General features: G+C 44.8%; 15 protein-coding genes. 13 read left to right on the top strand and 2 right to left on the bottom strand.

Annotation, left to right across the window (positions count from 1 at the left end; translation table 11 throughout):
- Nucleotides 1-185: 185 nt before the first annotated feature.
- The 8 genes from sdhC to sucD all read left to right on the top strand — a co-directional run bounded on the left by sdhC (nucleotide 186) and on the right by sucD (nucleotide 9801).
- The gene (gene sdhC / locus OCU36_RS09585) at nucleotides 186-578 is read left to right on the top strand and encodes a succinate dehydrogenase cytochrome b556 subunit (RefSeq protein ID WP_261837792.1); all 393 of its coding nucleotides are present in this window, start codon (nucleotides 186-188) and stop codon (nucleotides 576-578) included.
- The gene (sdhD, locus tag OCU36_RS09580) at nucleotides 572-919 is read left to right on the top strand and encodes a succinate dehydrogenase, hydrophobic membrane anchor protein (protein WP_010436768.1); all 348 of its coding nucleotides are present in this window, start codon (nucleotides 572-574) and stop codon (nucleotides 917-919) included. Before sdhC ends, sdhD begins: the two co-directional genes overlap by 7 nt.
- Nucleotides 920-2686, top strand: coding sequence for a succinate dehydrogenase flavoprotein subunit (sdhA, locus tag OCU36_RS09575; protein ID WP_261837791.1), 1767 nt, complete (start codon nucleotides 920-922; stop codon nucleotides 2684-2686).
- 12 nt (nucleotides 2687-2698) lie between these two features.
- Nucleotides 2699-3409 carry a succinate dehydrogenase iron-sulfur subunit gene (locus OCU36_RS09570; protein WP_261837790.1) on the top strand — a complete coding sequence of 237 codons (711 nt, stop codon included), beginning with the start codon at nucleotides 2699-2701 and terminating at the stop codon, nucleotides 3407-3409.
- 97 nt (nucleotides 3410-3506) lie between these two features.
- Complete coding sequence (gene sucA, locus OCU36_RS09565) at nucleotides 3507-6326, top strand: 2-oxoglutarate dehydrogenase E1 component (RefSeq protein ID WP_261837789.1); 2820 nt, start codon at nucleotides 3507-3509, stop codon at nucleotides 6324-6326.
- 21 nt (nucleotides 6327-6347) lie between these two features.
- Entirely contained in the window at nucleotides 6348-7556 is a 1209-nt protein-coding gene (gene odhB / locus OCU36_RS09560) for a 2-oxoglutarate dehydrogenase complex dihydrolipoyllysine-residue succinyltransferase (protein ID WP_261837788.1), read from the top strand.
- 206 nt (nucleotides 7557-7762) lie between these two features.
- Complete coding sequence (sucC, locus tag OCU36_RS09555) at nucleotides 7763-8929, top strand: ADP-forming succinate--CoA ligase subunit beta (protein ID WP_261837787.1); 1167 nt, start codon at nucleotides 7763-7765, stop codon at nucleotides 8927-8929.
- Nucleotides 8929-9801: a succinate--CoA ligase subunit alpha gene (sucD, locus tag OCU36_RS09550; protein ID WP_261837786.1), complete on the top strand. Its 873-nt coding sequence runs from the start codon at nucleotides 8929-8931 to the stop codon at nucleotides 9799-9801. Before sucC ends, sucD begins: the two co-directional genes overlap by 1 nt.
- A 105-nt stretch (nucleotides 9802-9906) precedes the next feature.
- Here sucD and znuB read toward each other — a convergent pair whose 3' ends face one another.
- Entirely contained in the window at nucleotides 9907-10692 is a 786-nt protein-coding gene (znuB, locus tag OCU36_RS09545; RefSeq protein WP_261837785.1) for a zinc ABC transporter permease subunit ZnuB, read from the bottom strand.
- Nucleotides 10692-11471: a zinc ABC transporter ATP-binding protein ZnuC gene (znuC, locus tag OCU36_RS09540; protein WP_261837784.1), complete on the bottom strand. Its 780-nt coding sequence runs from the start codon at nucleotides 11469-11471 to the stop codon at nucleotides 10692-10694. The genes znuB and znuC overlap by 1 nt, the downstream gene beginning before the upstream one ends.
- A gap of 83 nt (nucleotides 11472-11554) precedes the next feature.
- Here znuC and znuA point away from each other — a divergent pair, with 83 nt between their 5' ends.
- From znuA to OCU36_RS09515, 5 genes are all read left to right on the top strand, one after another.
- Nucleotides 11555-12439 carry a zinc ABC transporter substrate-binding protein ZnuA gene (znuA, locus tag OCU36_RS09535; RefSeq protein WP_261837783.1) on the top strand — a complete coding sequence of 295 codons (885 nt, stop codon included), beginning with the start codon at nucleotides 11555-11557 and terminating at the stop codon, nucleotides 12437-12439.
- Between the two features lie 280 nt (nucleotides 12440-12719).
- Complete coding sequence (locus OCU36_RS09530) at nucleotides 12720-16070, top strand: AraC family transcriptional regulator (RefSeq protein WP_261837782.1); 3351 nt, start codon at nucleotides 12720-12722, stop codon at nucleotides 16068-16070.
- A 609-nt stretch (nucleotides 16071-16679) separates the two neighbouring features.
- Nucleotides 16680-16901 carry a FeoA family protein gene (locus OCU36_RS09525; RefSeq protein WP_261837781.1) on the top strand — a complete coding sequence of 74 codons (222 nt, stop codon included), beginning with the start codon at nucleotides 16680-16682 and terminating at the stop codon, nucleotides 16899-16901.
- A gap of 1 nt (nucleotide 16902) precedes the next feature.
- The gene (feoB, locus tag OCU36_RS09520) at nucleotides 16903-19176 is read left to right on the top strand and encodes a Fe(2+) transporter permease subunit FeoB (RefSeq protein ID WP_261837780.1); all 2274 of its coding nucleotides are present in this window, start codon (nucleotides 16903-16905) and stop codon (nucleotides 19174-19176) included.
- Complete coding sequence (locus OCU36_RS09515) at nucleotides 19173-19403, top strand: FeoC-like transcriptional regulator (RefSeq protein ID WP_261837779.1); 231 nt, start codon at nucleotides 19173-19175, stop codon at nucleotides 19401-19403. Before feoB ends, OCU36_RS09515 begins: the two co-directional genes overlap by 4 nt.
- Nucleotides 19404-19522 lie beyond the last annotated feature (119 nt).

The raw sequence follows: 19522 nt of genomic DNA, 5'->3' as shown, positions 1-19522 counted from the left end.
GCAAGGCTAAGAAGGTATGTGAGGCGTCTTTCTTAATCTGGCGATTAACAGTTATTTTACAATTATCTAAAGCTCAACTTCGGTTATTTGTTAAGTTGGTGTTAAATTTTAACGGTTAGCGATCAAATTTTGTCCATAACAATATCATAAGGTTATTTAATGACCATAATGCTCAATGGAGCTGAGTGAGCAAGCCCGTGAAAGAAAGAAAAACAAGACCTGTTAATTTAGATTTACAGACCATCCACTTTCCGATCACAGCAATAGCTTCCATCCTACACCGTGTGTCTGGGGTGATAACTTTTGTCGCGATTGGAATTCTGCTTTGGTTACTATCCATTTCCCTCTCATCCCCAGTAGGCTTTATGGAAGCGAGCGACATTGTCGACGGTTTCTTCGTGAAGTTTATTCTGTGGGGCATTTTAACTGCTCTAGCTTACCATATTGCGGGTGGTATTCGTCACCTTCTTATGGATCTTGGTCATTTTGAAGAGCTTGAGTCTGGCGCTAAGAGCGCTAAGGTTGCATTCGCAGCAACTGCGATATTGTCTCTACTTGCGGGGATCTTAGTATGGTAAACAACGTTTCTACTTTTGGTCGTAATGGTGTCCACGATTATCTACTGATTCGTGCGACGGCCATCATTATGACGCTTTACACTATCTACCTAGTCAGCTTCTGTGCTTTCTCTGGTGATATCTCTTATGCATCTTGGACGCAATTCTTTGGTGGGACCTTCACGAAAGTCTTCACTATGTTAGCGCTTACTTCTGTTTTGGTTCATGCGTGGATCGGCCTTTGGCAAGTTCTCACTGACTACATCAAATGCGCAAAATTGCGTGTTGGTCTTCAAGTTGGTGTTGTTGCCGTTCTTTTGGGATATTTCTTCTCTGGTCTGTTTATTTTGTGGGGTGCGTAAGTGACTATTCCTGTTCGTGAGTTTGATGCCGTAGTGATCGGCGCTGGTGGTGCAGGTATGCGTGCCGCACTGCAAATTTCTGAGCAAGGCCTATCTTGTGCATTGCTTTCTAAAGTTTTCCCTACTCGTTCTCATACGGTTTCAGCGCAAGGCGGCATCACGGTTGCTCTAGGTAACGCGCATGAAGACCATTGGGAACAACACATGTATGACACAGTAAAAGGTTCTGATTATATCGGTGACCAAGACGCTATCGAATACATGTGTAAAAACGGTCCTGAGTCGGTAATCGAACTTGAAAAAATGGGCCTACCTTTCTCTCGTTTTGAGAACGGGACGATTTACCAGCGTCCTTTCGGTGGTCAATCTAAAAACTTTGGTGGTGAGCAAGCGGCTCGTACCGCAGCGGCAGCCGACCGTACGGGTCACGCTCTGCTTCACACGCTTTACCAACAAAACATTAAACACAAAACGACCGTTTTCTCTGAGTGGTATGCACTGGATCTTGTTAAGAACGAAGAGGGTGCAATCTTAGGTACTACTGCGCTTTGTATGGAAACGGGTGAGGTTTGCTACTTCAAAGCGAAGGCAACAATCCTTGCGACTGGTGGTGCGGGTCGTATTTACGCATCAACAACCAATGCACATATTAATACTGGTGACGGTGTTGGTATGGCCATTCGTGCCGGCGTACCGATGCAAGACATCGAAATGTGGCAGTTCCACCCAACGGGTATTGCTGGTGCAGGTGTATTGGTAACCGAAGGTTGTCGTGGTGAAGGTGGTTACCTTCTTAACAAAGACGGCGAACGCTTCATGGAACGTTACGCACCAAACGCTAAAGACTTAGCGGGTCGTGATGTTGTTGCTCGTTCAATGATGGTTGAAATTCGTGAAGGTCGCGGTTGCGATGGCCCTTGGGGTCCACACATTAAGCTTAAGCTTGATCACCTAGGTAAAGAGACGCTTGAATCTCGTCTTCCTGGTGTCTGTGAGCTTTCTCGTACCTTTGCTCACGTAGATCCAGTGAAAGAGCCCATTCCTGTTATCCCAACATGTCACTACATGATGGGGGGCGTTCCAACTCAGGTGTCTGGTCAAGCAATTAAACAAGCTGAAGATGGTTCAGACGTTGAAATTCAAGGTCTATTCGCTTGTGGTGAAATCGCATCAGTATCAGTACATGGTGCTAACCGTTTAGGTGGTAACTCACTGCTTGATTTAGTGGTATTTGGTCGTGCGACAGGTCTACACCTAGGTGAGACTCTCAAGAAGCAAGACGAAGCGAAACCTGCAACTGAAGCCGACATTGAACGTTCACTAGAGCGTTATAACCGTTGGGAAAACAGCACAGACGGCGAAGATCCAGCGCAAATCCGTAAAGATCTTCAGCAATGTATGCAGAACAACTTCTCGGTATTCCGTGAAGGCAAAGCAATGGCTGAAGGCCTAGAAGAGCTAAAAGCAATTCGTGAGCGTCTGAAGAATGCACACCTATCTGATAAGTCTACAGAGTTCAACACGCAACGTATTGAGTGTCTAGAGCTTGAAAACTTGATGGAAACAGCGTTCGCAACCGCCGTTGCTGCTAACTTCCGTACTGAGAGTCGTGGTGCTCATGCTCGGTTTGACTTCCCTGACCGCGATGATGAGCAGTGGCTATGTCACTCACTGTACAACCCTGAATCAGAAAGTATGACTAAGCGTGGTGTAAACATGGAACCTATCCATCGTGAAGCGTTCCCACCAAAAGCACGTACGTACTAAGGAGATATGACCATGAAACTGAATTTCTCTTTATACCGTTACAATCCAGATGTCGACCAGAAGCCTTACATGAAGGAATACACTCTAGAAGTGGATGAAGGTTCAGACATGATGCTTTTGGACGCCCTTATCCTGTTGAAAGAGCAAGATCCATCGATCTCATTCCGCCGTTCGTGCCGCGAAGGTGTATGCGGTTCGGATGGTCTGAACATGAACGGTAAAAATGGCCTAGCGTGCATTACACCTTTATCTGCTTTGAAAGGCGATAAGATTGTAATTCGTCCATTGCCTGGTTTGCCCGTTGTTCGTGATCTGATTGTCGATATGACTCAATTCTACGATAACTACGAAAAAGTGAAGCCATTTCTCGTATCAGACGGCAATGTGCCACCGGCTCGTGAAAACTTACAAAGCCCTGATGAGCGTGCTCATTTGGACGGATTGTACGAATGCATCATGTGTGCATGTTGTACAACGTCATGCCCATCGTTCTGGTGGAACCCTGATAAATTCATCGGACCAGCTGGCCTACTTGCAGCATACCGTTGGCTAATTGATAGCCGAGATACAGCGACAGACGAACGTTTGTCCGATCTTGATGATGCATTTAGCGTTTTTCGTTGCCATGGCATCATGAATTGTGTAAGTGTTTGTCCTAAGGGATTAAATCCAACGAAAGCGATTGGTCACATTAAGACCATGCTGGTAAATCGTTCGGTTTAAGTGATAAAAATTGCCGCCCTAGAGACGTTTTGGGGCGGTCTTTTAATTGCTCGGCTTTGACCGCAGCAAATGTGAAAACTACTGGTTAAGGGAAAATATGCACAACGGCGTGATGAAGGCATGGCTCGAGTCTTCACACTTGGCTGGCGCCAATGCAACGTACGTAGAAGAACTCTATGAACAGTATCTAAGTGACCCCGATTCGGTAAGTGACGAATGGAGAGGTGTTTTCGAAGCATTGCCTGTGCAAGCTTCTGAGACAGTGGAACAACCACACTCTCGTGTTCGTGACTACTTCCGTCGTCTCGCTCAAGAAACAAAGCATTACAGTGTCCAAGTTAGTGATCCAGATGTCGATGCGAAACAAGTAAAGGTTCTGCAACTTATTAATGCCTATCGATTCCGAGGGCACCAAGCAGCAAACCTAGACCCTCTAGGTTTATGGAAAAGAGCGACAGTTGATGAACTGGACCCTTCTTTCCACACTCTTACCGAAGATGACCTCAATGAGACGTTTAACGTCGGCTCTTACGCCATTGGCCAAGAGACGATGGTGCTTAAAGATCTCTACAAATCTCTAAAACAAACATATTGTGGCTCTATTGGTGCTGAATACATGCACATGACAAATACAGAGCAAAAGCGTTGGATTCAACAACGTTTAGAGTCTGTATCTGGTCAACCCTCTTTCAATAAAGAAGAAAAGAAAGCTTTCCTAGAAGAGTTAACGGCAGCCGAAGGTCTTGAGCGCTATCTTGGCGCAAAATTCCCTGGCGCTAAACGTTTCTCCTTAGAAGGAGGGGATGCTCTTATCCCAATGACGAAAGAAATCATTCGTCATGCTGGTGGACAAGGCATGCGTGAAGTTGTTGTTGGTATGGCTCACCGTGGTCGTCTAAACATGTTGGTTAACGTGCTTGGTAAAAAACCACAAGACCTGTTTGACGAATTTGCGGGCAAGCATAACGATGATTCGTGGGGGACTGGTGATGTGAAATACCACCAAGGCTTTTCTGCGGACTTTGCAACACCTGGCGGCAACGTTCACTTAGCTCTCGCATTTAACCCATCTCACTTAGAAATCGTAAACCCGGTAGTTATCGGTTCCGTGCGTGCTCGTCAAGATCGTTTAGATGACAAAGACGGCAGCCGCGTACTTCCTATTACTATCCATGGTGACTCAGCTATCGCTGGTCAGGGCGTCGTACAAGAGACGTTTAACATGTCTCAAGCTCGTGGTTTCTGCGTGGGAGGCACGGTCCGTATTGTTGTAAACAACCAAGTTGGTTTTACAACGTCTAATCCTCGTGATACACGCTCTACGATGTACTGTACCGATATTGCGAAGATGGTTCAGGCTCCGATTTTCCACGTTAATGCTGATGACCCTGAAGCGGTGGCTTTCGTTGCGCGTCTTGCATTGGATTACCGTAATACGTTTAAGCGTGATGTTGTTATTGATTTGGTTTGTTACCGTCGCCACGGTCACAATGAAGCCGATGAGCCGAATGCAACACAGCCTTTGATGTACCAAAAAATCAAGAAGCACCCAACGCCACGTAAGCTTTACGCTGACGTGCTAATGGAGCGCGGTGAGTTTGGTATTGATACCGCAACTCAACTCGTTAACGAATATCGTGATGCACTTGATCATGGTGAAGTTGTGGTTAAAGAGTGGCGCCCAATGGCACTTCACTCAGTAGACTGGACGCCTTACCTTGGTCACGACTGGAATATCGAGTGGGATAACAAGATTGATATCGAGCGCCTGAAAGAGCTTGGCAGCAAACTTTGTCAATACCCAGATAGCCACAAGCTGCAAAGCCGAGTAAATAAACTGTACAACGATCGTACTGCCATGGTGAATGGTGAGAAACAAGTCGATTGGGGTATGGCTGAAACTCTGGCTTACGCAACACTGGTTGATGACGGTAAGCGTATTCGTATCTCAGGCCAAGATTCAGGTCGTGGTACCTTCTTCCACCGTCACTCAGTGCTGCACAATCAATCAGATGCTAGCACCTATGTTCCTCTTGCGAACATTCATGATAAACAAGGGCCATTCCAAGTGTTTGACTCTGTGTTATCTGAAGAAGCCGTTCTCGCATTTGAGTATGGTTATGCAACAGCAGAACCAAGCGGTCTAACCCTTTGGGAAGCACAATTTGGTGACTTCGCAAACGGTGCGCAAGTTGTTATCGACCAATTCATTTCATCAGGTGAGCAAAAGTGGGCACGTCTGTGTGGCCTAACTATGCTGCTTCCTCACGGTTATGAAGGCCAAGGTCCAGAGCACTCTTCTGCTCGTCTTGAGCGTTACCTTCAGTTATGTGCTGAACAAAACATGCAGGTTGTTGTTCCTTCAACACCCGCTCAGGTTTACCACATGATTCGCCGTCAGGTTGTTCGACCAATGCGTCGACCACTGATTGTAATGTCACCTAAGTCATTGCTTCGTCACCCTCTGTGTACTTCTTCTCTTGAAGATTTGGCAGAAGGCACGTTCCAACCAGCTATCGCAGAAATTGATGATCTGGCACCAGAGAACGTAAAACGCGTCGTGTTCTGTTCAGGTAAGGTTTACTTTGACCTGCTTGACCAAAGACGTAAGAACGAGCAAGACGATGTCGCTATTGTACGTATTGAACAACTTTACCCGTTCCCTTATGAGGACGTGAGAGCTGCCATCGCACAGTACACAAATGTTGTTGATTACGTTTGGTGTCAAGAAGAGCCACAAAACCAAGGTGCTTGGTACAGTAGCCAACATAATTTCCGAGCTGCTATCCCAGTAGGTGCTGATATTCAATACGCAGGTCGACCTGCATCAGCATCCCCAGCTGTTGGCTATATGTCAGTACACTTGAAACAACAAAAAGCGTTGGTAGACGACGCATTGACCCTACTTAAGAACTAGAAGTAAAAGGAAAATACGCACATGACAATTGAAATTCTGGTTCCAGATTTACCTGAATCTGTGGCGGATGCAACAGTGGCGACTTGGCATAAAAAACCGGGCGAAGCAGTTGCTCGTGATGAAGTCATTGTAGATATCGAAACAGATAAAGTCGTTCTAGAAGTGCCGGCTCCTGAAGCGGGTGTTCTGGAAGCTATCATCGAAGAAGAGGGTGCTACGGTACTTTCTAAGCAGCTTCTGGCTAAAATCAAACCGGGTGCTGTCGCGGGTGAACCGACGAAAGATACTACTGAAGATACCGAAGCCTCTCCTGATAAGCGCCATAAAGCTGCGCTTACCGAAGAGAGCAACGACGCACTAAGCCCAGCCGTTCGTCGCCTACTTGCAGAGCACAGTCTACAACCCGCAGACGTTAAAGGCACTGGTGTTGGCGGTCGTATTACTCGTGAAGATATCGACGCACATCTAGCAGCAGCGAAAGTGGCTCCGGCAGCTGTATCTGCACCAGCAGTTGAAGCGCCAGCAGCGGCTCGTAGCCAAAAACGTGTGCCGATGACTCGTCTACGTAAGACTGTGGCAAACCGTCTTCTTGAAGCGAAAAATAGCACAGCCATGCTGACTACTTTCAACGAAGTGAACATGAAACCAATCATGGACCTTCGTAAGCAGTACAAAGACCAATTCGAGAAGCGTCATGATACGCGTCTTGGTTTCATGTCTTTCTACGTGAAAGCAGTAACGGAAGCGCTGAAACGTTTCCCTGAAGTGAACGCTTCTATCGATGGTACAGATATTGTTTACCACAACTACTTTGACATCAGCATGGCGGTATCTACGCCACGTGGCCTTGTGACGCCTGTACTGAAAGACTGTGACACACTCGGTTTCGCTGACATCGAAAAAGGCATCAAAGAGCTCGCAATCAAAGGTCGTGACGGCAAGCTAACGGTGGATGAACTGATGGGCGGTAACTTCACTATCACAAACGGTGGTGTATTTGGATCTCTGATGTCTACGCCAATCATCAACCCGCCTCAAGCGGCAATTTTGGGTATGCACAAAATCCAAGATCGTCCAATGGCTGTTGATGGCAAGGTAGAGATACTGCCAATGATGTATTTAGCGCTTTCTTACGACCACCGTCTCATCGATGGCCGTGAATCAGTTGGATTCCTTGTGACTATTAAAGAGCTTCTAGAGGATCCAGCACGTCTGCTATTAGACGTTTAGTATCGCTAAAACGTCGAGTTAACCTCGTTAGCTAGACGTGAAAAGTTTCAAAGGCTAGGCTGCTCAACGTCTGGCCTTCACTTGAACTGTTAAGCCATTCGAAAATGGACAGCAGTTGATTTGAGAAGACCCTACAGACGAACCACAGGAAACTGTGTCGTTATGGAAATAATAATCCCTTAAGGGAAAATAAACGGAATATCAAAATGAATTTGCATGAATACCAAGCCAAACAGCTGTTTGCAGAATTCGGTTTGCCTGTACCAGAAGGTTTCGCATGTGATACAGCACAAGAAGCTTTTGAAGCTGCGGGTCGTATCAGTATAGCCAAGAAAGTTGTTAAGTGTCAGGTACACGCTGGTGGCCGCGGTAAAGCGGGCGGCGTAGAGCTACATGACACGAAAGAAGGCGTAAAAGAGTTTGCACAAAAGTGGCTAGGTAAAAATTTAGTGACTTTCCAAACCGACGCGAATGGTCAGCCTGTAACAAAGATCCTAGTTGAAGAAGCATCGAACATTGCTAATGAACTCTATCTAGGGGCTGTTGTTGACCGTACAACGCGTAAAATAGTATTCATGGCGTCAACCGAAGGCGGTGTTGATATTGAGAAAATCGCGGAAGAAACTCCAGAGTTAATTCACCAATCAGCGATCGATCCTCTTGTTGGCCCTCAAGCTTACCAAGGCCGTGAACTGGCGTTCAAACTTGGTTTGGTTGGCGATCAAATTAAACAGTTCGTTAAGATCTTTATGGGTCTTGGTGAAATGTTCTCTCAGTACGACCTCGCTCTACTAGAGATCAATCCACTTGTCATTACAAGTGAAGGTAATCTTCTCTGTCTTGACGGTAAAATCAACATTGACTCAAACGCAATGTACCGTCAGCCAAAACTTCGTGAAATGCACGATCCTTCACAAGAAGATGAACGCGAAGCGCATGCCGCTCAGTGGGAACTGAACTACGTAGCACTAGACGGCAACGTTGGCTGTATGGTTAACGGTGCAGGTCTTGCAATGGGTACGATGGATATCGTAAACCTACACGGTGGTAAGCCAGCAAACTTCCTTGATGTAGGCGGAGGCGCAACGAAAGAGCGTGTCGCTGAAGCATTCAAGATCATCCTTTCAGATGACAATGTTAAAGCCGTTCTCGTCAACATTTTCGGTGGTATCGTTCGTTGTGACATGATCGCTGAAGGTATTATCGGTGCGGTTAAAGAAGTCGGCGTAACTGTACCAGTGGTTGTTCGTCTAGAAGGTACAAACGCGGACCTAGGTCGCGAAGTCCTTGCTAATTCTGATGTTGATATCATTGCAGCTGAATCGCTAACAGATGCTGCTCAGAAAGTTGTTGCTGCTGCGGAGGCTAAATAATGTCGGTATTAATTAACAAAGACACGAAAGTAATCTGTCAGGGTTTCACTGGCGGTCAAGGTACATTCCATTCGGACCAAGCTATCGCCTACGGTACGCAAATGGTTGGTGGTGTTTCACCTGGTAAAGGTGGGCAAATTCATCTAGGCCTTCCCGTATTCAACACGGTACGTGAAGCCGTAGAAGTGACTGGCGCAACGGCAACGGTTATCTACGTTCCAGCCCCTTTTTGTAAAGATGCCATCTTAGAAGCGATTGATGCCGGTATCGAACTGATTGTAACGATCACGGAAGGTATCCCGACCATCGATATGATCGACGTGAAAGTGAAGCTAGAAGAAACTGGCGTTCGCATGATCGGTCCTAACTGTCCCGGCCTAATCACTCCAGACGAGTGTAAGATTGGCATCATGCCTGGCCACATCCACAAGAAGGGTAAAGTGGGTATCGTATCTCGTTCAGGAACTTTGACTTACGAAGCAGTTAAGCAAACAACCGATGAAGGTTTTGGTCAGTCTACATGTGTTGGCATCGGTGGTGACCCAATCCCAGGTTCAAACTTCATTGATATCCTAAAACTTTTTCAAGAAGACCCAGAAACTGAAGCTATCGTCATGATTGGTGAAATCGGTGGTACTGCGGAAGAAGAAGCCGCTGAGTTCATCAAAGCAAACGTAACTAAGCCCGTTGTCTCTTACATTGCTGGTGTTACTGCTCCTCCGGGCAAACGTATGGGCCACGCCGGCGCAATCATCTCTGGTGGTAAAGGTACTGCTGAAGATAAATTCGCCGCACTAGAAGCCGCAGGCGTTAAGACGGTTAACTCTCTTGCTGACATCGGTAAAGGCCTACGTGAAATCACAGGTTGGTAATCAGCTGACGTTTATCGGCTGAGATAGATACTAACTCAATGATATTAAAAAGGCTTGGTCACTACTGACCAAGCCTTTTGTTTTCAAATATATAAAATCGTACCACTACGCACGAGTCTTTATCATTTGCGAAAGCATAAACATTGCCGCAGCACTAATAACAACCGATGGGCCCGCAGGCGTGTCATAGAACCAAGATAAGCTTAACCCTCCGCATACCGCAATCGAACCAATTACCGAAGCTAGCAAGGCCATTTGTTCAGGTGTATGCGCGAACTTCCTTGCTGTAGCGGCTGGGATGATCAGCAATGATGTCATGATTAACGCACCAACAAACTTCATACCCACCGCAATCACAATACCGACAAGCAGCATCAAAATCAGGCGCATTAAATCAATGTTGATGCCGTCAACCGCCGCCAGATCTTCGTTAACCGTCGTGGACAATAGTGGTCGCCAAAATACAGTAAGTACTAAGCCAACCACAGCGGCACCTGCATAGATGAAGACCAAATCAGTGGGTGATACTGCAAGCAGATCTCCAAATAAGTAGCTCATAAGGTCGACTCGAATATTGTCTAAGAAACTGACCGCAACCAAACCTAAAGAGAGCGCACTGTGTGCCAATATTCCGAGTAAAGTGTCGGTCGCAACGAGTTTTTGTTTTTGTAAGGTCACTAGCAACACGGCCAGCATCAAACAACAAATCAACAGCGCGAAGTACAAATTAATATTGAATAGAAAACCAAGCGCTAAGCCCATCAAAGAGGCGTGAGCTAGGGTGTCTCCAAAGTAAGCCATCTTTCGCCAAACCACAAAAGAGCCTAGTGGTCCCGCGATTAGAGCAATGCCCAAACCAGCTAAAATAGAGGGAAGAAGAAACTCAAGCATTAATGGTGTCCGTGTTTATGGTTTGAACATTCATGTGCGCCGCCCTTTACGGGTTGGCCAGCGAGATCATGATGGTGATGTTCGTGTTGGTGGTGATAAAACGCCAGCGTCTCTTGGGTTGCGGTGCCAAAGAGTGCAATATACGAAGGGTGGTGTTTGATGTCTGCGGGCGCGCCTGAACAGCAGATATGGTGGTGCAAACAGATAACATCGTCTGTTTTTGCCATCACTAAATGCAGATCGTGTGAAACCATAAACACGGCACAACCAAAGCGGTGACGGATGGAATCAATCAAGTCATAAAGGTCGATTTGCCCCTGCACGTCAACCCCTTGAGCCGGCTCATCAAGGACCAGTAGGTCAGGCCTTCTTAGTAATGAACGAGCAATGAGCACGCGTTGGTTTTCGCCACCTGATAACTGGTGCATGTTGCTCTTTTGCAGATGTTCTGCTCCAACGAGTTTTAATGCTTCTAGGATCTCTTGCTGGCTGAACTTGCCAGTGAGCTTAAGAAAGCGTTCTACGTTGAGAGGCAGTGAATCATTGAGCTTTAATTTTTGTGGAACATAGCCAATTTTCAGTTTTTTGGTTTTTTTTATTGTGCCTGAAAATTTGGTTTGCAACCCCAGTACCACTTTGACCAGTGTGGACTTTCCAGCACCGTTTGGCCCAATCAGGGTGGTAATTCTGCCACGCTCTATATTGAGAGATATGTTGTCTAGAACTTTCCGACCATCAAATTCGACGCTCACAGAATCTAGTTGGATTAAGTTATCCATGAATAGAACTCATTTGCAATTCGCTAATGTTATAATGTAACATTTACCTCAAGCCTACGCTACTTTTCTATTATCGAGGGATTATGTCACGTTCATCTTTTATACTTGCTACTTTGCTTTTAGCGCCAAGTGTTGCAAGTGCCAATACTATTCTAACAAGCTTTAAACCTATTCAAATGATTGTCACGGAATTAACGCAGGGCGTCAGTGAGCCTGAGGTGTTAATGAACAGCAATGCTTCGCCGCATGATTATGCGCTTAAGCCATCGGATGTCAAAAAAGTTCACAGTGCCGATATGGTTATCTGGTTTGGCCCTGACCTAGAAGCGTTTTTGACGAAGGTGATTGGCTCGAAAGAAAATGTCATTCAGATAAGCTCAATCCCAGGAATTGCGCTAAGAGAATTTGGACATCAAGACCATGACGCTCATGAAGGGCATCATCATGGCAGTCATGACCCACATTTTTGGCTAGGGATCGATCAAGTTAAAGTTGCCGCAAAATTTATTTCAGCGAAATTGATGGAAACGGATCCAGATAATGCAATGGCGTATCAAGAGAACCTCGATTCATTTTTAATCGCGTTGAAAGAGAAAGAACACTCTATTCGTGCTCAACTGGCACCAGTCAAGGACAAAGGTTATTACGTTTTTCATGACGCATATGGTTACTTTGAACAAGAGTTTGAACTGAACAACTTAGGTCATTTTACCGTTAGCCCAGATCGCAAACCTGGAGCAAAGAGCTTGATTGCGATTAAGAAAACATTAGTGCGAGACAAGGTTCAATGTGTTTTCGCTGAACCTCAATTTACCCCGACAGTCATTGAGTCCGTCACTCGTGGAAGTAATACCAAACAAGGGAAGCTTGATCCTATGGGTTCAAATATTGAAGTGAAAAGTGGAAGTTATTTCGATTTTCTTCAACAAGTCACCGACAGCTACACAAGCTGTTTAAGCTCAAAATAATCAATAACGCGTATTCCTTACTCTATTTTACTCTCGATAATTTATGAATTATGCCGCTTTTTGCGGCATTTTCGTGACCGCTAAGATAAAACCTTCCAACAAACAAGAAACCTTCTTTCTCCTTTGATAATTTCCGCTAAAATAGAAAGATAATAATAATCACAAAAAAACTCTACTTTGCTTTAAACGATGTTTAGACATACTTGTTACCTAAATGTCATGTGTTGTTGCTGTTCAGGATTAAAAGTTGTATCAAATTATCTTCAGAATGTTCATGTTAATGAGCATTTCATTTAGCGTTCTTGCGGTAAATACATCACCCTCTGTTTTTTATCCTTTGCCCGTTCAAGCGCAAGGGAATTTCCTTGCGGCAAAAAATTTATACCTGGGTACCGGTGGTGGGCTTTGGATCCACGATGTGCATGGCAAAGTGCTATTTTACGATGGTCGTACCTTGTTGCCTCGTAAGGGCAGTCTTCTGCAGTTTCCTTCAGAAAAAGTGGCGTTTCTTAACGGTGAGTTTTGGAGTTATTTCGATAATGAGGTGTATAGACACAATCCGGGTATTGGTAATGAACTCGCGTTCAGTTTAAGCCCGGGTGCCGAGATCGCTAATATCGGTGTATCGGGTGATTATATATGGGTAACAGATGGCAGTAATTTTTATACTTATGATACCCAGTCCTTAGAGTTTTCCACCTACTCATTACTTAAATTATATCGATACAACAACAGCAGTGACATTGTGGTCAATGATGCGGAAAAGGTGTTGTCAAAATGGGTGTTAGCGACAAGCTCGGGAGTTTATATCTCTGAGAATCAAGAGTTTACTCATATCGCCGCCTCAAAGAAAAAACCGATTGAGACGGTCTACTTTTCAAAAACAAGACATGAACTTGTCATCGGCACGTTAAATGGTGCGGTTATTGTTGATCTTGAAAATCCAGATAAAGAGACTTATGTGCAAGGTTCGAATGTACTGTCTGTTGCTGAAACGGCCGAGCAATACTGGATTGGGACGGAGCATGGACTGATTAGTTACAATTTTATTACGGGGCAGGTTACACGGTTTGAACAAGTCGCGAATCAAAAATTCTCCTTGCCGGGTGAGAAAATATATTCGTTGGTCAATGATCACGCTGGTGGAATGTGGATCGCAACGAATAATGGTATCCGATATTTCTCTTTGTACAGCAATAGGTTCTCTAGAAAATCGATAATTGGAAAGGGAATGAATGCCAGCAATATATTGATAAATAAGATAAAGCCTATCAGCAGTAGTCGTTCTTGGGTCGCTTCCTCTACGGGCTTGTATTTAGTCGACGCTCAAAGCAGTGAAAACCCAGTTCGTGTTTATTCTAAGCCTGTGAAGGACTTTGAAGTGATAGGCTCTTCCATTTGGTTAGCAACCGAAAATGGTATTATTATATTTAATATCAAAACTTTAGCTATGGAATCAATCCGGTTACCCAGAGCCATTGAAGGTCTCCACATTGAGAACTTTGCGCTGCAAGCCGATAACGTACTTTGGTTTAGTTCTGGACAGAGTCTTTATTCATTGTCGCTCGATACCATGGCTTTGACCACTTTTGGAACCGATTGGTTAGTGGATAAATTTTTGCCAGCGAAAATTACGGGTATCAATATTGGTTTGCAAGGTCGTGTCTATATTGGTACTGATCACGGATTTTACGCTTTTGTTGATAAGAGAATTAGCTTTATCCGTTCGAGTGAGCGATTTGGTAAAGTTGTCGATATTGTAACAGCCAAAGATGGATCGCAATGGTTCGCGGGGAGTTATGGTGTTTATCGCATCCCTTATAATACTCATGCGATTGAAGAGATTGCTCTCATTGAGGCCAATATTAGTCCAAATTGCTTGATAAGTGATGATAACGGCGTTTGGTTAGGATCGTCAAAAGGTCTTAGTTACTACGGCTTAGATGGTCAACTGCAGAAACACATCGGTTCGCCATTTGGCCTGATCACTAATGAGTTGGTGTCGGGAGCATGCGCACGGTTTTACAGTGAGGAAAAGCAATCCTCAACGCTGGTTTTAGGCTCAAAATATGGAGTCGTTACGGCCTTATCGCATGAGTTATTAGAGTCCCAAATACCACATAGTCGAGCATTGCTTAGTCAGATAAGTGTTAATCAACAGACCGTGTCTCTTGGTGGGGCAACGGTTGATTTAGAAGCGATTCCTTACGGCTCATCCATTGGCTTTAAGCTCGGAACTCTGCCTGCCACATTTGCACCGGCGATGGAGTATAGGCTTAACCATGACGAGGCTTGGAGTGAGTTTGAGGGCGGGTTATTAACATTGGATCATTTACTGCCAGGTGACTATACACTCGAAGTAAAACCGATGAATGACGCCCAGTATCGATTTGCGGCGACCACTCAACAGTTTTCTATTGCTGAACCTTGGTATTTGACTCGCTGGGCGGTGGCTAGCTTGCTTATTATGTTGACCGGTTTAGTGATGGTTCTTGTTTTTTGGCGGTCGCGTTATGTCACTTTTGCTAACCGACACTTAAAAGCGCAAGTCGCATTAAAAACGGACCAATTGAGCCACCAAAGTCGTATCTTATTGACGACGAACCAACAACTTAAAAAGCAACTATCCGTTAAAAATGCGTTGGTCGCCCACACCGCTAAAGCACTTTCCGATGAGGTATCCCATATTGCCGCGATGATGCCCAGTTGGAATGATGACCCCAGTCGGTCACCAATCTTGACATTGAAAAGCGGGCTGGCTCAACTGAGTAATAGCCAAGAGGGATCAGGAACCGTGTGTTGTGATGTGATCTTAATTTTGGAATCTGTGCTCAAGGCTTGGAAAGGTGAATTGGTCAAAGCCGGGATTGAGCTTGATATTAAAGTTGAAACTAATCATAGGCATGTATCGTTGTTATATTTCAACTTGGATATTATTTTCAATAGCTTGGTTGCGAGTGTTATTAAGAGAAATTTTAAGTCACAGAGTATGGTGGTATTGGTTGAAGAGGTGAAAGAACATTTAGTCGTTACCCTTCTTGATCATGGAATGCCTTTCCCTAAACTGGCTTCATCAATAAATGAGGGGAATGGAAAGTCGACGGATCTCAATATCGAAAAATTACCTTTATTGATGAATCAAAGTGGCGGTGAACTTAACGCATTTGTTTCTGATTCACAGAACAAGGTTCAGCTTTCTTGGCCGATTAAGTATCAGGCATTGGATAACATCGAATCGAGTACGATAGAACAGATTAAAACTATTCACATAGCAGCATCAACGCCAGAACAACAAAAGCTCAGTGCGGAGCAAGAATGGAAGAATAAAGTGTCGCAGCTTGTCAGTGAGCATTATGCTGATGCTGAGTTTGGTACCGCTATCGCGGCAAAGTATTTGTTTATGTCTGAGAGAAGCTTACAACGGCGTTTCAAATCTGCTTACGATAAGACATTTAAAGAGCACCTTAGCGAAGTTCGTCTGGAGCATGCTTGTGAAAGATTGTTGGCTGGAGAAAAAGTGTCAGACGTCGCATTTGATTCAGGCTTTAATGACCCCTCCTATTTTAGCCAACGATTTAAGCATCATTTTGGAATGCCTCCTTCTAAGTTTGCGGAAAACAACGAAGACTAATTAAGACGGGGTTCATTCCTGTATAAGCCTAAAATAAAACTATTGGCCTCGACATTCGTGTTGGGGCTTTTTTATGATTCTACGAGATACGAGATACGAGATACGAGATACGAGATACGAGAGGGTAAGCTGAGAGTTTAAAGATTGTTTGGATGGTGAAGTCGGGAATAAAAGAAAAAAAATGTCGTGGTATAGCCGGGGGGACTATACCACGGGTGCCAAGGACACCTTCGCTTGCTGCCGGAGTGATATGGCAAGCCACATCACCTCTGGAATAAAATTAAAGAGAAGGGATTTCTCTTCGATGAGATAACTATACGGCCAGCTACTTATTTTACTTATAAAATTAACGCCAGATGCCTGTAATAAAAGCGACAACTTTATAAGTTGCTGATATTTATTGTTTATTTTTAGTTTTGGATGGTTGCCATGATCGAACTAAACGAGGCGATTGTTAAAAGTAACGTTTTTGACGTAAATGTTTTTAACGAAACTTACGAGTGTATATTTTCGAAAAAATTGATTTCACACAATGGAATTGTGAGTATATCTGTGTATTATGCGTGCTAATAACAATCTTTCTCATTATCAATCACGAATTGGGTATTTATGAAACTCTCACAACTAGAGCAAGGCAAAGCGGCTTCTATTGTTGCACTTACAGGCCTAACACCAGAGGTTAGAAAAAAACTAATGGTCATGGGTCTGTTGCCAAAAACCGAGGTGACACTTATCCGTCGCGCACCTATGGGTGACCCGCTGCAAGTTGAGGTGAGAGGCGTTTCTATCGCCATTCGTGAAAGTATCGCAGAACAAATCGAGGTTATCTAAAATGGATTATCAAGTTTTAACCGTTGGTAACCCGAATAGTGGTAAAACAACATTATTTAATGCACTGACTGGCGCTAAACAGCACGTGGGTAACTGGGTTGGTGTCACCGTAGAAAAGAAGACCGGTGTTTACTCACATGCGGGAGATCAATTTCAGCTAACGGATTTACCGGGCATCTACGCACTAGACAGTGGCAATGATGCAAACAGCATTGATGAATCTATAGCCTCGCGTGCGGTTCTGACTCATCCTGCCGACGTTATCATCAATGTGGTTGATGCGAGTTGTTTGGAACGTAGCTTATACATGACATTGCAATTGCGAGAGTTGGGGCGTCCAATGATCGTAGTATTGAATAAAATGGATGTATTAAAGCGTGAACGTCAGGTGATTAATCTTAAAGCGCTAGAGAAAGAGTTAGGTTGTCCTGTTCTAAGTTTGTCTGCAAACGACAAAGGTCAAGTCGTTCGCTTTAAAGAACGCTTACATAAGCTGTTAGTTCAAGGTGTGAGCCTTGCTCCTATTTCTATTGATTATGATCCCGCGTTAGAAGCACTGATTCCTTCTGTTGAAGTACAGTTTGAGGAAGCGGATGTTTCTCCTCGAGCGCTCGCGATTCGTGCTTTAGAAAATGATTACTTGGTATTGAACGGGCTGGCTCCGCAAACTCGTACTCAAATTGATGGCGTGCGTCTTGGGGCTGAATTTGATATCGACCTTGCTGTTGCTGATGCGAAATACACTTTCTTGCATGATCTTTGTAAACGTGTTCGTCGCAGTGAAGGAAAGCTCAGCCGGAACTTTACTGAAAAGGCAGACCAATTCATTCTTAATAAATGGGTGGGGATTCCTTTCTTCTTCGTCATTATGTATCTGATGTTTATGTTCTCCATTAACATTGGTAGCGCGTTCATCGATTTCTTTGATATTGGTGTCGGTGCGCTATTGGTTGACGGTGGTCATCACTTACTAGACGGTCACTTACCAGTTTGGTTCGTAACGATACTGGCTGACGGTATTGGTGGTGGTATCCAAACGGTCGCGACCTTTATTCCTGTTATCTCAGCGCTTTACTTGTTCTTAGCGGTTTTAGAAAGCTCGGGTTACATGGCTCGCGCTGCCTTTGTACTTGATAAAGTGATGCAAAAGATTGGCTTACCAGGCAAAGCGTTTGTACCTTTGGTACTTGGTTTTGGCTGTAATGTACCTTCCATCATGGCAACGCGTACTCTTGATCAAGAACGTGAGCGCAAACTGGCAGCATCGATGGCACCGTTTATGTCATGTGGTGCTCGTTTACCGGTATACGCACTGTTCGCAGCCGCGTTTTTCCCTGGTACTGGACAAAACGTGGTGTTTGCTCTTTACATCATGGGTATCGTTGCTTCTGTGTTCACGGGTCTGTTCCTTAAAAACACCATCTATCCTGGTAGCAGTGATAGCTTGGTCATGGAAATGCCGGATTACGAATTGCCAACCGTGCAAAACGTGATGCTAAAAACATGGCAGAAGCTGAAGCGTTTCGTACTTGGCGCAGGTAAAACCATCGTGATGGTTGTGGCTATTCTTAGCTTCCTAAACTCTCTCGGTATGGACGGTAGCTTTGGTAATGAAGACAGTGAAAACTCTGTGCTATCTAAGGCAGCTCAAATAGTGACACCTGTCTTTCAACCGATTGGTATTACTGAAGAGAACTGGCCTGCCACGGTTGGTATCATTACGGGGATCTTCGCCAAAGAAGCCGTTGTTGGTACGCTTAACAGCTTATACACAACGCCTTCTGACGAAGAGGCGGCTGAGTTTGACTTAGCAGCAAGCCTACACGAAGCCGTCATGACGATCCCTGAAAACCTAGCTGGTTTGAGCTACTCAGATCCATTAGGTATTGAAGTTGGCGACTTGTCTGACTCTAGCTCTGTGGCAGCTGACCAAGAAGTGGATACCTCTATCTTTGGCAACTTGAAAGACAAGTTTGTATCTGGTCATGCGGCATTCGCTTACTTGATTCTTATCTTGCTTTACACGCCTTGTGTGGCAGCGATGGGGGCTTATGTTCGTGAATTTGGTCAGACTTTTGCACGTTTCATCGCGGTTTGGACGATGGCGCTTGGCTATTTCGGTGCGACCTTCTATTACCAAGCGGCAAATTTCGCAGTTCACCCTATCAGCAGCGCGGTATGGATGGTAGCGATTGCCGGAGGTTTTGTACTGACTTATCGAGTCTTTAAGAAAGTCGGCCGTAAGCAACAAGTATTAGAGGTGCAAGTGGTATGATCTTAACTGAACTTCATCAATACATTGATAACCAAGGCGTCGCAGCGCGTAAAGAACTCGCTGCAAAATTTGGTCTGAGTGAAGACGGCGTCGATGCAATGCTGAATGTGTGGGTCAAGAAAGGCAAAATCTCGCGTTTGGTTGATACTAACAAACATGGGCATACCACCCGTATACGTTACACCATCAGCAAACAAGAGGGTCTGTCTCTTAACGTGATGATGTAGTTCAGAGTTTTGTATACTCGTTGAAAATAGCGAGAGTAGAACATTAAAAGCCGCTCAACGATTGTAGAGCGGCTTTTTGTTATGTGCTTTTTCTCAACGATCTTGTTTTAAAGCGTAAT

The organism is Vibrio artabrorum, from assembly GCF_024347295.1.
GTDB lineage: Bacteria > Pseudomonadota > Gammaproteobacteria > Enterobacterales > Vibrionaceae > Vibrio > Vibrio artabrorum.
The sequence above is the reverse complement of the archived record's forward strand: the minus strand, read 5'-3'. Positions and strand labels throughout refer to the sequence as shown.

Bases quoted from the DNA above. Each gene is read 5' to 3' on its own strand.
- sucC (WP_261837787.1), top strand. From the start codon at position 7,763: ATGAATTTGCATGAATACCAAGCCAAACAGCTGTTTGCAGAATTCGGT.
- OCU36_RS09515 (WP_261837779.1), top strand. From the start codon at position 19,173: ATGATCTTAACTGAACTTCATCAATACATTGATAACCAAGGCGTCGCA.
- OCU36_RS09530 (WP_261837782.1), top strand. From the start codon at position 12,720: ATGAGCATTTCATTTAGCGTTCTTGCGGTAAATACATCACCCTCTGTT.
- OCU36_RS09570 (WP_261837790.1), top strand. From the start codon at position 2,699: ATGAAACTGAATTTCTCTTTATACCGTTACAATCCAGATGTCGACCAG.
- odhB (WP_261837788.1), top strand. From the start codon at position 6,348: ATGACAATTGAAATTCTGGTTCCAGATTTACCTGAATCTGTGGCGGAT.
- znuA (WP_261837783.1), top strand. From the start codon at position 11,555: ATGTCACGTTCATCTTTTATACTTGCTACTTTGCTTTTAGCGCCAAGT.
- sucA (WP_261837789.1), top strand. From the start codon at position 3,507: ATGCACAACGGCGTGATGAAGGCATGGCTCGAGTCTTCACACTTGGCT.
- OCU36_RS09525 (WP_261837781.1), top strand. From the start codon at position 16,680: ATGAAACTCTCACAACTAGAGCAAGGCAAAGCGGCTTCTATTGTTGCA.
- znuB (WP_261837785.1), bottom strand. From the start codon at position 10,692: ATGCTTGAGTTTCTTCTTCCCTCTATTTTAGCTGGTTTGGGCATTGCT.
- sucD (WP_261837786.1), top strand. From the start codon at position 8,929: ATGTCGGTATTAATTAACAAAGACACGAAAGTAATCTGTCAGGGTTTC.
- sdhD (WP_010436768.1), top strand. From the start codon at position 572: ATGGTAAACAACGTTTCTACTTTTGGTCGTAATGGTGTCCACGATTAT.
- znuC (WP_261837784.1), bottom strand. From the start codon at position 11,471: ATGGATAACTTAATCCAACTAGATTCTGTGAGCGTCGAATTTGATGGT.
- feoB (WP_261837780.1), top strand. From the start codon at position 16,903: ATGGATTATCAAGTTTTAACCGTTGGTAACCCGAATAGTGGTAAAACA.